General features: G+C 54.0%; 18 protein-coding genes. 4 read left to right on the top strand and 14 right to left on the bottom strand.

Translation table 11 applies throughout. The features are described from left to right. Positions 1-9: 9 nt before the first annotated feature. From gspN to gspG, 8 genes are read right to left on the bottom strand one after another with little or no spacing between them, the layout of a single operon-like run. Entirely contained in the window at positions 10-741 is a 732-nt protein-coding gene (gspN, locus tag ACVL1J_RS01390; protein WP_159567998.1) for a type II secretion system protein N, read from the bottom strand. After that, positions 738-1,265 (bottom strand): type II secretion system protein M, encoded by a 528-nt coding sequence (locus ACVL1J_RS01385; protein ID WP_341237117.1) that lies wholly within the window; start codon positions 1,263-1,265, stop codon positions 738-740. The genes gspN and ACVL1J_RS01385 overlap by 4 nt, the downstream gene beginning before the upstream one ends. Further along, positions 1,262-2,515, bottom strand: coding sequence for a type II secretion system protein GspL (gene gspL, locus ACVL1J_RS01380; RefSeq protein WP_341237116.1), 1,254 nt, complete (start codon positions 2,513-2,515; stop codon positions 1,262-1,264). Before gspL ends, ACVL1J_RS01385 begins: the two co-directional genes overlap by 4 nt. After that, positions 2,516-3,466 carry a type II secretion system minor pseudopilin GspK gene (gene gspK / locus ACVL1J_RS01375; RefSeq protein WP_341237115.1) on the bottom strand — a complete coding sequence of 317 codons (951 nt, stop codon included), beginning with the start codon at positions 3,464-3,466 and terminating at the stop codon, positions 2,516-2,518. After that, entirely contained in the window at positions 3,466-4,167 is a 702-nt protein-coding gene (locus ACVL1J_RS01370) for a PulJ/GspJ family protein (protein WP_491665075.1), read from the bottom strand. The genes gspK and ACVL1J_RS01370 overlap by 1 nt, the downstream gene beginning before the upstream one ends. After that, positions 4,164-4,538, bottom strand: coding sequence for a type II secretion system minor pseudopilin GspI (gene gspI, locus ACVL1J_RS01365; protein WP_394673324.1), 375 nt, complete (start codon positions 4,536-4,538; stop codon positions 4,164-4,166). Before gspI ends, ACVL1J_RS01370 begins: the two co-directional genes overlap by 4 nt. Further along, a complete protein-coding gene (locus ACVL1J_RS01360; protein ID WP_341237113.1) occupies positions 4,535-5,044 on the bottom strand; it encodes a prepilin-type N-terminal cleavage/methylation domain-containing protein in 510 nt (169 codons plus the stop codon). The genes gspI and ACVL1J_RS01360 overlap by 4 nt, the downstream gene beginning before the upstream one ends. Continuing rightward, positions 5,016-5,465, bottom strand: coding sequence for a type II secretion system major pseudopilin GspG (gene gspG / locus ACVL1J_RS01355; protein ID WP_491665074.1), 450 nt, complete (start codon positions 5,463-5,465; stop codon positions 5,016-5,018). The genes ACVL1J_RS01360 and gspG overlap by 29 nt, the downstream gene beginning before the upstream one ends. A gap of 331 nt (positions 5,466-5,796) precedes the next feature. Between gspG and ACVL1J_RS01350 the strand changes: the two genes are divergently transcribed. Beyond that, entirely contained in the window at positions 5,797-6,282 is a 486-nt protein-coding gene (locus ACVL1J_RS01350; RefSeq protein WP_159568006.1) for a type II secretion system protein N, read from the top strand. Here the strand turns inward: ACVL1J_RS01350 and ACVL1J_RS01345 are convergent. Further along, entirely contained in the window at positions 6,279-7,052 is a 774-nt protein-coding gene (locus ACVL1J_RS01345) for a DUF3108 domain-containing protein (RefSeq protein WP_491665073.1), read from the bottom strand. The two genes, ACVL1J_RS01350 and ACVL1J_RS01345, sit on opposite strands and share 4 nt — an antisense overlap. Beyond that, positions 7,049-7,519: a D-Ala-D-Ala carboxypeptidase family metallohydrolase gene (locus ACVL1J_RS01340; RefSeq protein ID WP_491665072.1), complete on the bottom strand. Its 471-nt coding sequence runs from the start codon at positions 7,517-7,519 to the stop codon at positions 7,049-7,051. Before ACVL1J_RS01340 ends, ACVL1J_RS01345 begins: the two co-directional genes overlap by 4 nt. 5 nt (positions 7,520-7,524) lie before the next feature. Here ACVL1J_RS01340 and ACVL1J_RS01335 point away from each other — a divergent pair, with 5 nt between their 5' ends. Continuing rightward, entirely contained in the window at positions 7,525-8,217 is a 693-nt protein-coding gene (locus ACVL1J_RS01335; protein WP_394673327.1) for an HAD family hydrolase, read from the top strand. Positions 8,218-8,230: 13 nt separating this feature from the next. Here ACVL1J_RS01335 and ACVL1J_RS01330 read toward each other — a convergent pair whose 3' ends face one another. Genes ACVL1J_RS01330 through gpmA form a run of 4 tightly spaced genes read right to left on the bottom strand, consistent with a single transcriptional unit; the run spans position 8,231 to position 12,439 of the window. Further along, positions 8,231-8,977, bottom strand: a complete 747-nt coding sequence (locus tag ACVL1J_RS01330) for a HesA/MoeB/ThiF family protein (RefSeq protein WP_491665108.1) — start codon at positions 8,975-8,977, stop codon at positions 8,231-8,233. 28 nt (positions 8,978-9,005) lie between these two features. Continuing rightward, on the bottom strand, positions 9,006-10,394 hold the full coding sequence (locus ACVL1J_RS01325; RefSeq protein ID WP_371717155.1) for a S41 family peptidase: 1,389 nt from the start codon (positions 10,392-10,394) through the stop codon (positions 9,006-9,008). A 2-nt stretch (positions 10,395-10,396) separates the two neighbouring features. Further along, positions 10,397-11,632 (bottom strand): murein hydrolase activator EnvC family protein, encoded by a 1,236-nt coding sequence (locus tag ACVL1J_RS01320; protein ID WP_341237110.1) that lies wholly within the window; start codon positions 11,630-11,632, stop codon positions 10,397-10,399. A gap of 60 nt (positions 11,633-11,692) precedes the next feature. Further along, complete coding sequence (gpmA, locus tag ACVL1J_RS01315; RefSeq protein ID WP_341237109.1) at positions 11,693-12,439, bottom strand: 2,3-diphosphoglycerate-dependent phosphoglycerate mutase; 747 nt, start codon at positions 12,437-12,439, stop codon at positions 11,693-11,695. 106 nt (positions 12,440-12,545) lie between these two features. Here gpmA and ACVL1J_RS01310 point away from each other — a divergent pair, with 106 nt between their 5' ends. Both ACVL1J_RS01310 and grxC read left to right on the top strand, forming a co-directional pair. Further along, a complete protein-coding gene (locus tag ACVL1J_RS01310) occupies positions 12,546-13,028 on the top strand; it encodes a rhodanese-like domain-containing protein (protein ID WP_159568012.1) in 483 nt (160 codons plus the stop codon). Next, positions 13,025-13,300, top strand: coding sequence for a glutaredoxin 3 (gene grxC, locus ACVL1J_RS01305; protein WP_341237108.1), 276 nt, complete (start codon positions 13,025-13,027; stop codon positions 13,298-13,300). Before ACVL1J_RS01310 ends, grxC begins: the two co-directional genes overlap by 4 nt. The last annotated feature ends 50 nt before the right edge of the window (positions 13,301-13,350 follow it).

Genomic DNA, 13,350 nt, shown 5'->3' with positions numbered 1-13,350 from the left:
CTTCTTTCATCAAAATACACCCAAGCGATAGCGATCGCCTTCAAGTCTTCCCATCTGGCTGAGCAATCCAGTCAACGCGTCTTTGCTGCGTTCTTGTGCACTGGCATACCCATTGAATACAAATCGTTGTCCGTTTGTCCACTGGCCAGTTCCCTCCAACATCAAGGGGCCTTTGGCGGTCGCCAGTGTCATGTCTATTCTTGTATCAGGGTTTCCTGTCACGGTGATGACATATTCGCCCAAGGGCCTGATGCTGGCTAGCGCGGATTGTGCGTCCAGCCATTTCAAGGTGGCATTTACTGCCTTGCCACTTTCCCAGTCAAGCCAGCTTAACTGCAACAGGCCCTCGGGTCGAATGGTATTGAATGGCGCCCCGGTTGCGCCCAGCCAGGCTGCGGGCAAGCGAAGTTCGCCACCTTTGACAGTAATACCTGCGCCATTGAATCCCAGATGCAAAGGTTGCACGAATTTTGGATGCTCGATGGCGATTGCAAGCCAGTTTCCGTCAAGCCCAATCTTGAGTTGCCACTGCACAGGCTCGGGTATCGAGTACAAGCGGGAACCATCAGAAAGACCCAATTGCATTTTCCCGGCCCACACGGAGCCACTGCTACTCAACACACGCACCTTGCCGCCACTGGCCGACTCAATGTTGTCGGATATCGCATACACCGGGTAATTCCAAACCAGCACCACCAGGGCAAGCAATACAAATGGCCACCCGCTACGCCAAAGCTTCATCGCGGCGTGCCCGTATTTCCCTGCGCGGCTGGCAGAAAGGTGACATAACCTTTCAGTACACCTGCTTCCGGCTTTTCCACTTCAGCCACGTTCATGTTGATGCTTGAAATAGATTCTGCCCGCGACAGCCAGGCCAGAAAACCGCTGGCCGACACATTGTTGAACTCCACACGAATGTCACCTTCTTCGGTGCGAACAAGTGTGGTTTGCTCAGCAATTCCCTGTTCCTCCAGCAGTTGCTGCAGGCGGGCTTGCAAATCGCTTTCTGGCACCACCACGCGCGATCTTGCACCGCGTAGCGCATCCAGGTCTTCGGCGGCACGCATTACCTGGCCGGCTTTGTCCACCAGTGCTGCTTGATTGGCGGGCCCTTGTTGCACCGTCAGCAAGGCGGGTTCAATCAAAACAAACCAGGCAATCAACACGGCAGCAAGTGCACCGCCGTAAGTCACCAGTTTTCGTTCGCGGCCATTGAGCTGGTCGAGTTGGGCCTGTGCCTTGTTCAGCAAATCATTTGGTTTCATCGCGCAACCCCCTTCTTCACCTGCAACACAGGCAAATTGGATTGCGCACCGATCAACCACTTTGCGTCCAGTCTTCGCGCTTTCAGTTTTTGCAGGGCCGCGCCTTGCTGGTCCTCGGAAATATTGGCATTGAACCGAACATTCAGTGTGTTCTCAGCCCAGGCAAAATCGACCATGCTGTTAAACGGTGCCTGCTCCATGGCCAAGCCCACCTCGTGTAGCAGGGCGCTTGCACCTTGGGCGTTGCTGGTGTCGAGCCCGGCGTTCAGGTTGCGTTTTTCACGTTCAATCAACAACAAGGGGTCAGCCACCATGGGTGTGTTGGGCAGTGCTTTCGCATAGCTTTCGGCAATTTGGGCTTCAATTGCGGCATTGGCACTTTCAACCTTGAAGGCCAGTGCATTCAAGCCCAGTACTGCAACGAACAATAGCGTCAAGGCTGGTGCAAGCAGTTTACGAAGACCCGCCTGATTCGCCATGGGGCGCATGCCCATTTTGCGAAGTTCATCTGCATTCAGCAAACTTTTGTTCAGCAATCGGGGCAATGGTTCTGTGGGCGCGCGTTCCGCAGCCCGAATTTTATTTTCGCCCAAGGCGCCATCGACCTGCTTGCCAAGCCAGGCATAGTCGGTGTTGTTCAACTCAATCACTGGGGAACCCAGCAGTTGCAGGCGGCGTTGCAGCATTACCTTCAATACCGCCGGTTGGGCAGCGGGAGTCAACAGTGGCGTGTCGATGCCGTCGAGCAAAATGAAATCCTGCCCACTCAACCAGGCGGCCCCCTCGCTGCCGGTGCGTTCCCGCAAAGTCTCGCAACTCAGCCCGGCCAACTTCAACTTTTGTTGTGCGCAGGCACTCACAATGCTGCGTGCCCGGATTTTTCCCAACACGGCAGCCAACTTCGCACCGCCAGTGTGGTTGGGCAGGTTCGCCCAAAGGCTTACATGGTTTTCCTCTGGCTCGTTCAACAGGTAGGGCTCGACCAGAAAAGGCAGTGCCTCTTTCAGCTTGTTGCCGCTCAATTTTGGGGGTACCACGGCAAACAGGCCCACTTCTGTGGGGTTGACCAGCACCAGGCAGGGCAGGTCTTTCGGCAGTTTGTTCAGCGCTTCTTCGCCACCGTGCAGTTTGTCGCCATTTCTGGCCAGTACTTCATAGCGCAGCCGAATCATGCGGCCTTCTTCTTCCGCGCGGGTTTGGTCCAGGGCTTTGGGCCACCAAATCACCAACAAGGGTTGGTTGTTATTCAATTATTGTCTCCACATCACATACACGCGCTGGTCTCGTCGCTCGAGCAGGGCCCGGGTTCGAATCAACGCCTCCTCCACCTGCGCAGTACCTTCCACCAGGAAGAAATTGCTGCTCACGGTTATTAAATCATTGTTTATGGTCACATTCGCATTCAAGGCAGCCCGAATATCCGCCACATTGCGGAAAGTGACCCTTTCACGTTGAGCCAGCAACCGTTGTGCATCGCTAAAACTCATCTCTTCTACTACCGCGTAAAGCACCTCGGCAGATGCAGTATTGGCATTCACCTGGCTTGCCTGGGGCAAAATCACCACATAGGGGCGAAGCTGATTCCATGTGTCTTCTGAAATGCCGTACTTGCCCCGAAACTCCTCCCACCGCAAAGCAGGTTCAATGGGCAGCGCGTTTGGATCAATGCCCTGTTCTTCAGGATTGGCCAGCTTGGGCATGAACATGGTGCTTAAGGTTTGTACTAACAAATTGCGCTGGTCTGCGGGCACACTGAGCAGGTCGCTTAGCTTGGTAAAGCCCGCCAGCCAGGTCTTTTGGCGGGAATTGTCAGCGCCCAGATTGCGCAGGTTAAATCGGCCCTGCGCGTCTTCAATTCGGCCTGTCAACACCACCTCGCGGTCATCCACGTCAGTCGCATTTTCTTCTTTGCGCATCAAGCCTTCATTGATGCGGCTCTCAGCCAGTGGAACCGCCCAAGGTTCGGTCAGCGTGTCAGTGGTCGACACCCGGCCATCTTCACGCAAAATAACTCGGGCCCAGTCCACGCCACTGCGGCTAACAGCATCCGCCTGGTCTCGGGCGGCAGCCACTGAAATGGTTTTGGCGGTTGCAAACAGATTCCAGATCAACGGGCTCACTGCCAGGGTGCACAGCACCACAATGAACAGTGCCATGACCACTGCGGCGCCTTGTTGCCTGTGTTGTAGCGCGTGTTGCATCAATACACCCCACCTGTCAGAAATACCCGCGTAACCACCTGGTTGTTGGGCTGTGTCAAACTGATTTCAACGGCCCGTACCAGGCTTTGTAAAGCCTGTCCCGTCGTCGTGCCAGGTGTTCCGGGGTTCTCACCATCATCCCCTGCAGGGGGTTGGGCTGTTGGCGTGCCGGTGTTCAACTGCAGTGCAGGGCCCTGCAATTCAAGGTCAGTGCGTTCCTGCACCACATGGTTGCCAAACACCACTGGGCTGCTCCAGCCACCCGGTTCCCGTAGCAAGCGCACTTGCATGCCCCGGGTGGCAATGGGTTCGCTAATTGATGCTTGGTCTGGGTTGGACGGGCGGCGGGCAATTCTCAACAGCGTGGCGCCGTCGAGTACCCATTCCACACGTTCACGATAGGCAGGTTCGCTGGTGTTGCGTTGGGTAAACTGAATGAGCAAGCCGTTGCCTGTCACCTCAATCAAATCGCCCTCAGGCGTGGGCCCATTCAGTGTCAATTCAAGGGCAGCAAGGTCTTTTTCCAATTGGGAAAACACGGCTGTCACGGTTTGCACCTGTTCATCCACAGCAGTCACCCGACCGGCCGAGCGGAGTACCTCCTGCAAACCCTGCCAGGACAAAATCGAAATCACCGACACGATTCCCAATGCAATCAGTACCTCGAGTAACGTAAAGCCTTGGGCTTTTTGCTTGCTCATGGCGCACTGCTCAAGAAAATCACCAAACGAGCCAACTGGTTGCCCTTGTCGCCTTCAAATGCGTCTAGAACCTGAATTTCGACCCGACGAAAATTTGGATTGGGCGTATTGGAAATGTCGACCCGACACACAAAACGGAAATTGCCCTGTGGGCAGGCGTGCTGTGCGGTTTGGGCGCTGGGGAAAACGCCTGACACGCGAATAAAGTTGGCCGCATTTTTCGCGCTCCATTGCGCATACTGCCGCTTGATCATTTCATCTTGCTGAATGTTCAAGTTGCCAGCGGCTTTCAGGCATGCGATCAAGGCGACGGCAATAATGGTCATGGCCACCAGTGCTTCGATCAAGGTAAAGCCACGTTGCTGCTTCATGGGTTCTGGTTGTTCCGGTTCAACACCCTGATGGGTTTGCCCACCTTGAACACGCCACTGGCCTGGCTTTCTAGCACCACCTGTACCTCGTTTCGTTGAAGAACAATGGCCTGGCGTTTCAGGCCTGTCTGGCTTTCCAGGGTCAGAAAGCGGTTTTCAAGTCCCTCGTTGATCAAGGTTACTTTAAAAGGGCCGTTGTCCCACTGGCGCGGCCGCAACAGGGGTTCGGTCGTCACAGGCACCCAGCGGCTGCCCGTGAATTCCTCGAAGGCATAGCCCTCATCGCCCGCAACAAAACGAATGTCTTTGGATTTGAGAAGCGATTCTTGCTGCGCAATCCGAAGAAGCTGTGCCAGTTTCTTGGCGTCTGACTCCAGGTAATTGGAGTCGCCAGGGGTGCCGCGCACTACAATAAGCCCAGCGGCGATCGACAAAACGACGATCACCACCAGCAGTTCAAGCAGGGTAAAACCCTGCTTAGAGGCTCCAGGAACCAATGTCGGCATTCACGCCCTCGCCGCCGGCCTTGCCATCTGCGCCAAAGCTCATTACATCCACTTCACCGTTAATGCCCGGGCTCAAAAACTGGTAGCTGCTGCCCCATGGGTCAACCGGCAAACGAGACAAATAGCCGCCCTGTTTGTAGTTGCGTGGCACTGGTTCTGTGGTGGGGGCGGTAACCAAAGCCTGCAGGCCTTGTTCCGTGGTGGGGTATCGGCTGTTATCCAGGCGGTACAGGTTGAGCGCCTGCATAACGGACGCAATGTCTTGCTTGGCCGCAACAGCGCGGGCCTCGTCAGGGCGTCCCATGATCTTCGGAACCACCAGCGTTGCCAGAATTCCCAGAATAACGACCACAACCATGATTTCAATCAGGGTAAAACCCTTGTTTGATTTTTTGCTTTGAAGCGAATTTAGTTTTTTCATATACAACCGTAGAGAAGATCCAGAATTATCCTTGTCGAAGGTTACACCTATTTTATGAATATTTGACAGCAGCCCGCCTCACCCTTGCCACCAGCACAACAACCCCCTTGCTTTCGGGTAACCAGTAAAACCATTATCTTTGTCACGTAAATAGGGTCTTTCGTAGGTGTTCTTGCATGAGCATACTGCTGGTGTGGGTGATTCATATCACCGACAACCCTTGAAGCATGGCTTAAAAACCGGGCACCCTTGCGGGTTGTCCGGTTTTTTTTTGAATTTCTGCCTTTTCGCAGGTTATGATGCTTTTCAGCGTGTCACTTCACTTTGCCCCATGAAACTTGCATTGAAAACCCCGGTTGCCCAATTCAGCTTATCGCCAAGGCTTGTTCAGGCTTTGCGCATGGTGTTGTGGCTAGGTGCCGTGGGCCTGGCGGTGTGGGTGCTTATTAAACTGTTTGCGCCTGCGCCTGTGGTCGCACCCGCTGTGCCCGCACAGGCCTCAGCGAAATATCAAATAGACCAGTCCCCGGAAGCACGGTTAATGGGTGTCGAGACCGCGGGTGGTTTGACACCACCCTCTGTGAATTTGTTGGGGATTTTTGCCAACAGCGAAGGCAAAGGTGCCGCTGTCATGTCAATTGAAGGTCAGCCCGCACAGTCAAAGCGTGTGGGCGATGAAGTTGCCAATGGCTGGACTCTCGAAGAGGTGGGGCCAACCTTCGCAGTCATGCGGCGCAGTGGTCAACGCCATCAAGTGAACTTGCCGATTCTTGGCGCCGACCCCAATTTGCTTCGACGCGTGCCCGCGAACGGCTAAGAGCCTATTGAAATCAAGGTTTGAGTCAAAGCCTTGCCATCAGCGTCCTGAATCTCGATTTTTGCGGGCTGCCACTTCAAATCTTTGGCATACCAAATGCGCACAATTTCGTCGCCTGCTTCTTCGGGTTTGGTCTCAAATTGCAGCGTGCTGACCCTGCGTTCACCTTTGCCCAGGTCCAATGTCAGGTCTTCCAGTTTTTTCAGCACAAACACTTCCTTGGCAACCCGGCCCGTGCTCATCACACGCATCTCCAGGGTGTCTCCGATATTCAGGTCTGCATTGCAGCGCAAACGCGCTGAAATTTGATAAATCATGCTGATTCGGTCTTGAAGGCCTTTCTCGTAGGGTGCAGATTCCCCGTTGCGTTTGAACACAACCTGCTGGGTTTCTGCGTTCAGCATGCTTTCGGCAACCGGTTTTTTGCCGCGTTGTTCAGCATAGTAAAAGGGGGTCAAGCCCAATTGCGAATCAACAAGCCCTTCGCTTTTTTGGGTCAGTTGACCTGAATAAAGCAAGGCTAAAAAACCTTTTGCCTGCGAAGTCGACTGCAGTTTGTATTGCGTACCAGCCACACGCATTTTGTGGGTGCTTATTGCCAGTTCCCCGGGAATTTGGCTGTGGGTCAGTGAAAAGCGCAGGTCCGAGTCAATCACCTGTTTTCCCATGCCTTTGCAACTTGCATCGGCAGCCCAAGTGCCGCTTGCAAAGCCCATGCTGAGCAATGCAGCCAAGGTCATTTTGAATGTTGTTTTTCTTAAGTTGTTCATCGCTTCACAATACCTTCCAGATAACCTTCGTCTTTGCTGAAAATGCTCAAGCATTCCCGCCTGGGTTCCTGGCCCAAAGGCGCAGCCGACACGTGCACCCATTTGCCATATTCCAGAATCAGTTGATCAAATTCACATGGCAATTGTGCAATTGCCAAGGCCAAATCGCAGGGGCTACCAAATTCAGGGCAAATCACATCGGCCGCCAGGCCCATGCAATGCTGCGAATTGGGCACACCACCTACCTTCTCGTTCAGGGCTTCAGCCCTGAAACCACTGTTGATCTTTAACGCACCATGACCAATATTCAGGGACCGCTGAATGCTCCCAAGCAAGGCAGACAGCCGGCTCAGGTTGACCAGCAACTCGGGTGGGCAGTTGTTGTCTAGACCGCACCGCAGGGCGGTGTCAGAATGGCACAAGGTGCCCTGACAAAATTCAGGATGAAAACTTAACTTCAGGTTCATTCGTTTTGCGCATTCGTTATATTCGTCGTCCCCATGCAGGTTTGTCCGGCAAAGTGTATTTGCTCGACCTGGACAACACCCTTCATCATGCATCTACCCACATTCTGCCCGAGATCAACCGGCAAATGACACGCTATCTGGCCGAGCACCTGGAGTTGGAGCACCAAGAAGCCAGCGAGTTACGCACCCGTTACTGGCTTCGTTATGGTGCAACCCTGTTGGGCATGATGCGCCATCACAAGACAAATCCCCATCATTTTCTGGCCAGCACACACCGTTTCGAGGGTTTGAAAAAACTCAGTTCTCGCCACGGCAGCGTTCCCCACCGTTTGAGCAAGTTACCCGGCCTGCGCATCATGCTGACCAACGCACCCCGCGCCTATGCCGTTGCATTGTGCAAGGAAATGGGTTTGTACAAACATCTACACGCCGTTGTCGCGATCGAAGACATGGTGGTTCATCAAACCTGGCGGCCCAAGCCCGCCGCCATACTTTGGCCAAACCTGAAAAGCAAATTAAAGGGCAAGCGGGCCATGCTGGTCGACGACACCTTTGGACACCTGCAACAAGCGGCAAGGCACGGTATTCAGACCAGCTGGATCACCTTTCCGGGCTTGGGTTTCAAACCCCGGCAGCTCACTGGCAAAGTCAAACATCGAATACGCCAGTTTGAAGCAATTCGCACCGCAAAATTTTAGCCGCCCCAACGTTTTACTGGCTGCAAACCCCGCACTTGGCGTCTTTGCGAATTTTCATTTTGGTGAACTCGCAGCTGCGCGAATCGTAAATTTGCAGGGTGCTGTACATGGGTTGACCAAAACCAGCCAGAATTTTCAGTGCCTCGCTGGCTTGCAGGGTGCCGATTACGCCAGTGAGGGGGGCGAACACACCCATGGTGGCGCAGCGAACCTCAGAAACATCGTCACCTTCCGGAAACAGGCAGTGGTAGCACGGCGCCTCAGGATTATTCAATTCGAACACGGCCAGTTGACCGTCCAGCCGAATGGCAGCGCCCGATACCAAGGGCTTGCCAAACTTCACGCAGGCGCGGTTCACTGCATGGCGGGTTTTAAAGTTGTCGCAACAGTCCAGCACCACATCGACCTTCGCAACCAGTTGCTCCAGCTCCTCACCCTCAAGGCGGTGGGGAATGGGCACGATAGTGCTGCAAGGGTTGAGTTCATTTAGGTGGGTTTTTGCGGACTCAACCTTGGCCATGCCAACACGGGCAGTGGTGTGCAACACCTGCCGTTGCAGGTTGGTCAGGTCGACCTCGTCGTCATCGGCAATGTAAATGGTACCCACGCCCGCACTGGCCAGGTACAGGGCGCTGGGGCATCCCAGTCCGCCTGCGCCCACCACCAGCACCTTGGCACCGGCAATGCGTGATTGCCCTTCAATACCGATTTCATCCAGAAGAATATGACGGGAGTACCGAAGTAACTCCTCGTCATTCAGATCGCGCAGTTCCATGCCGGGCTGCTTCTTACTTGCCTGCGTTGGCGGTTTGAGCAGCCTTGCGGTTTTGCACAACAGGCTTGCCTTTTAGATAATTCAAGGCTTGTTGTAGCTGGTAGTCGTCTTTGTCGCCAAAAACGATTGGCTTCATGTCCGCGTTTTTGTTGGTGTCTGAGCCTTTCGAGCTTGGCGTTTCCTCGCCCTTCTCGTTGCTCAAGTGGCGGGTCAGGTCGGCCTCGCGAACGCGTTCAACAATGTCGCCTTCGGGGGTTTCAGTGACCACGTAATCGGGTTCAATGCCCTTGGCTTGAATACTGCGGCCGCTCGGTGTGTAGTAGCGTGCAGTGGTCAACTTGATGGCCGTGTTGTTGTTCAGCGGCAAAATGGTTTGTACCGAGCCCTTGCCGAAAGTCTGGGTTCCCAGCACTTTGGCACGGCCGTGGTCTTGCAGGGCGCCCGCTACAATTTCAGAAGCCGAGGCCGAGCCGCCATTCACCACCACAATCATCGGCACCGTTTTGGCGATTGGGCTGAGCTCTTTCAAATAATCTTTTTCCCGGCCACGCAAGTAGTCCTCGGGCCCGGCCACCAGCTTGCGCTGAGAATCTTCGGTGCGGCCATCGGTGGATACAACCAAGGTATTTTGTGGAAGAAAGGCCGCACTAACGCCGACTGCAGCGTTAAGCAAGCCACCCGGGTCGTTGCGCAAATCGAGTACCAAGCCCTTCATGGGGGTTTTGGTTTGCAGGGTGTTAATTGCCTTCACCAGGTATTCGCCGGTGTGTTCCTGAAACTGGGTAATGCGAACGTACCCAATGCCATCGTCCAGCATTTTCGACTTCACACTTTGCACCCGAATAACGTCGCGAATAATCTTCACTTCGATCGGTTTGTCTGCATTTTTGCGCAGCAAGGTCAGGCGAATTTCGGTTTTGGGTTTGCCGCGCATCAGGTTAACGGCGTCGGACAGGCTCATGCCTTTTGTCGGTTTGTCGTCAATCTTCACGATCAAGTCGCCGGCTTTCACGCCCGCTTTTGCGGCGGGAGTGTCTTCAATTGGCGAAATCACTTTCACAAAGCCGTCTTCGGTGCCCACTTCAATGCCCAAGCCGCCAAATTCACCTTGCGTGCCTACACGCAATTCCTTGAAAGCCTCAGCGTCCAGATAACTGGAATGCGGGTCCAGGTTGGCCACCATGCCGCTGATCGCGCCGTTGAACAGCTTGTCATCGCCCACGGGCTCTACGTAAAAGCTTTTGATCGCGCCAAAAACTTCGGTGAACTGGCGTAGCTCACTCAAGGGCAGCGCTTCGGGCTGCTGCCGTTGGGCCACTGCGCTGATTCCAACGCTGACCAACACGCCGGCCACTACACCGACGGATACCAAACTGATTTGACGCAATTTTTGACGCATAATGCCTACCGACCTTTGGTCCACGAAACAGGATCGAAGGGTTGTCCCTGATGCCTTAGTTCAAAATATAAACCTGTATCAAGATTACCACTGCTGTTGCCAGTTTCAGCAATGGTGTCACCCGCTTTAACGGAATCCCCTGATCTTTTCATTAATTTACCATTGTTGCCATAAACGCTCAAAAACTGGTCGCCATGGTCAATGATCACAATTTCACCAAAACCGCGCAGCCATTCCGAGAACACGACCCGGCCTGCCGAAACCGCCCGAACTGCTTGCCCGGCCTCGGTGGCAATGAATATTCCTTTCCAGGACGGACCTTGCCCGTCTTTCGACCTTGTCTGGCCGAATTGCCCCGCCACAGTGCCTTGCACAGGTAACACCAGTCGCCCTTTCAGTTTTGCAAACTCACCCGTACTGGGCATGGGGGGCGGGGAAGAATAATCCGGTTTACTCGGTGTTTTGGCTGTATTTCCTGACTGCCCCTGTTGTTTTTGCTGTTGCGCAGCCAAGGCTTGCTTGCGTTTTGCCTCTTCAATGGCGCGGGCCAGCTCGGTAATCACGTTGCTTAATCGAGCCTCGTCCCGTTGCAGGCGCTTGCGTTCAAGCTCCTGGTTTTTCAGCTTCGAGCTCAGGTCCGCGATCAACTGATTGCGTTCCTCGCGCTGTGCAACCAGCTCCCGCTGGCTTTTGTTTTGGTCGGCAATCGTGTTTTCAAGCCGGTCCTGTTTTTTCTCAAGACCCTGTCGAATCGCCTGCAGTTCACGGGCTTGGGCGGCCTGTTGGGTCGCCAAATCACGCTCTGCGGCTGAAATACGTTCGTACCAATAACTTTCCCGTGCAGCCTCGCTGGCCGACTTTCCAGCCAACCAGGCTTGCGTCGGGTTGATTTCCACCCTGCGGTACTGGTTGCGCATCACCTCGGCCAAGCGCGCTTGCGTACTTTCCAGGTCTTTCTGAAGCTGCGCTTCCTCCTGGCCAAGCTTCTTGATGTCTGTTTCCAGCGCATCCCGGTCTTCGTCCAGGGCTTTTAAACGGGTTTGAGTTTTTTCAAGTCGCTGTTCAAGCAGGTCAAGTGCCTTCGCAGCCTGCTTTTTTTCGCCGCTGGTTTCATTGATCTCTTTTTTCAATGCATCCAGTTTGCGTCGTACCTCGTCGCGTTCCTGCTTTGCGCCCGCCGGGTCGCGAAGGCCGCTCTGTGCCCAGGCGGGCTGGGCGGACGTCAGGGAGAGAATGAGCACCAAAGCGCCAATTCCCCCGCCTGTACAAAAAATTAACCTGAAATAGTTTCGCACCTGTGCTTACTTGGCCTTTCCCTGATTTTTTACGGCAGCCATGGCTGCTTCAATTTCGGCTTGGTCGCCCAAGTAATAATTGCGAATCGGCTTCAGGTTTTCATCCAGCTCATACACCAAGGGGCGAGCGGTCGGAATATTTACCTTCAAAATGTCTTCTTCGCTCAGGTTGTCCAGGTATTTGATCAGCGCGCGCAATGAATTGCCGTGGGCTGCAATCAATACCTTCCGGCCAGCCTTGATGGCAGGTGCAATGCCGTCTTTCCACAGGGGAATTACGCGGTCAACCGTGTCTTTCAGGCACTCGGTCAATGGAATTTCCTCAGGCTTTAGCTTGGCGTAACGTGGGTCTTTACCAGCAAAACGGGGATCGTCCACTTTCAGTGGGTTGGGTGCAATTGCATAAGCACGACGCCAAATCAACACCTGTTCTTCGCCAAACTTGGCAGCGGTCTCTGATTTATTCAGGCCTTGCAAATCGCCATAATGGCGCTCGTTCAGGCGCCATGCGTGCACCACCGGCAACCACATTTGGTCCATTTGATCCAGGGCAATCCACAAGGTGCGAATAGCGCGTTTCAGCACAGAGGTATAGGCCACGTCAAAGCTGTAGCCTTCGGCTTTCAGCAGGTCGCCTGCCTTGCGTGCTTCTTCGCGACCTTTCTCGGTCAGGTCCACATCGGCCCAGCCAGTAAAACGGTTTTCCAGGTTCCATTGGCTTTCGCCATGGCGCATCAATACGAGTTTGTACATGTTTGTGGCCTTTAAGTTTGCTGTCTAATTAGGCAAACCTCCATTTTAGCCTCGATTCAAGGGGATATAATGACCAATTCATCAAGACCCACTCATTGCAGGATTTATGTCGCAGGAATTTCTGATTCAAAACAGTTGGCTCATCGCCTTGGCCTTTGGTTCTGGCCTCATGTTGATTTGGCCTTTGTTAACCAAAGGTGGCGGCACTCGCCTTACCGTGCCCCAAGCCACACTGTTGATCAACCAAAAGAAAGCAGTATTGGTTGACATTCGAGACGACGATTTCGTTAAAAATTCGGGTGTTGTGCCCAACTCAAAACGAATCGCCATCAAAGACCTGAAAGAAAAAGCGGGCACTTTGGCCAAAACCAAGGAAACACCGTTGATCGTGTTGTGCCAAACCGGTGCGCGTTCTGGTGCAGCCGCCACAGTACTGAAGGCCGCCGGTTACACCGACGTATTTGTGCTCGATGGTGGCCTGAACGCCTGGAAAGAAGCAGGCTTGCCGGTTAAAAAGGTGCAAGACGTTGCTGAGGCAGCGCCTAAAACCAAAACACCCAAGGCAACCAAGCAGGTCAGCAAATCATGAGCAATATTCAAGCCCCAGTCCGTATGTACACCAGCGCGGTGTGTCCGTTTTGCGTGCGTGCCGAGCGTTTGTTAAATGAGCGTGGTGTGCAGAATATTGAAAAAATCCGGGTTGATCTGGATCCGTCGCAAAAAGAAAAAATGATGGCTGAAACAGGCCGCCGAACTGTGCCGCAAATTTACATTGGCAGCACACATGTGGGTGGCTGCGACGACCTGTTCGACCTTGACCGTGTCGGCAAGCTGTTGCCTTTGTTGGGGCAGGCGGTTTAACCGGCCTGCACTTGCCTCGTTACTTTACTCATTCAATCCATAGGAGCCAG

Source organism: Limnobacter sp. G6BE5S (assembly GCF_058448965.1).
The sequence above is the reverse complement of the archived record's forward strand: the minus strand, read 5'-3'. Positions and strand labels throughout refer to the sequence as shown.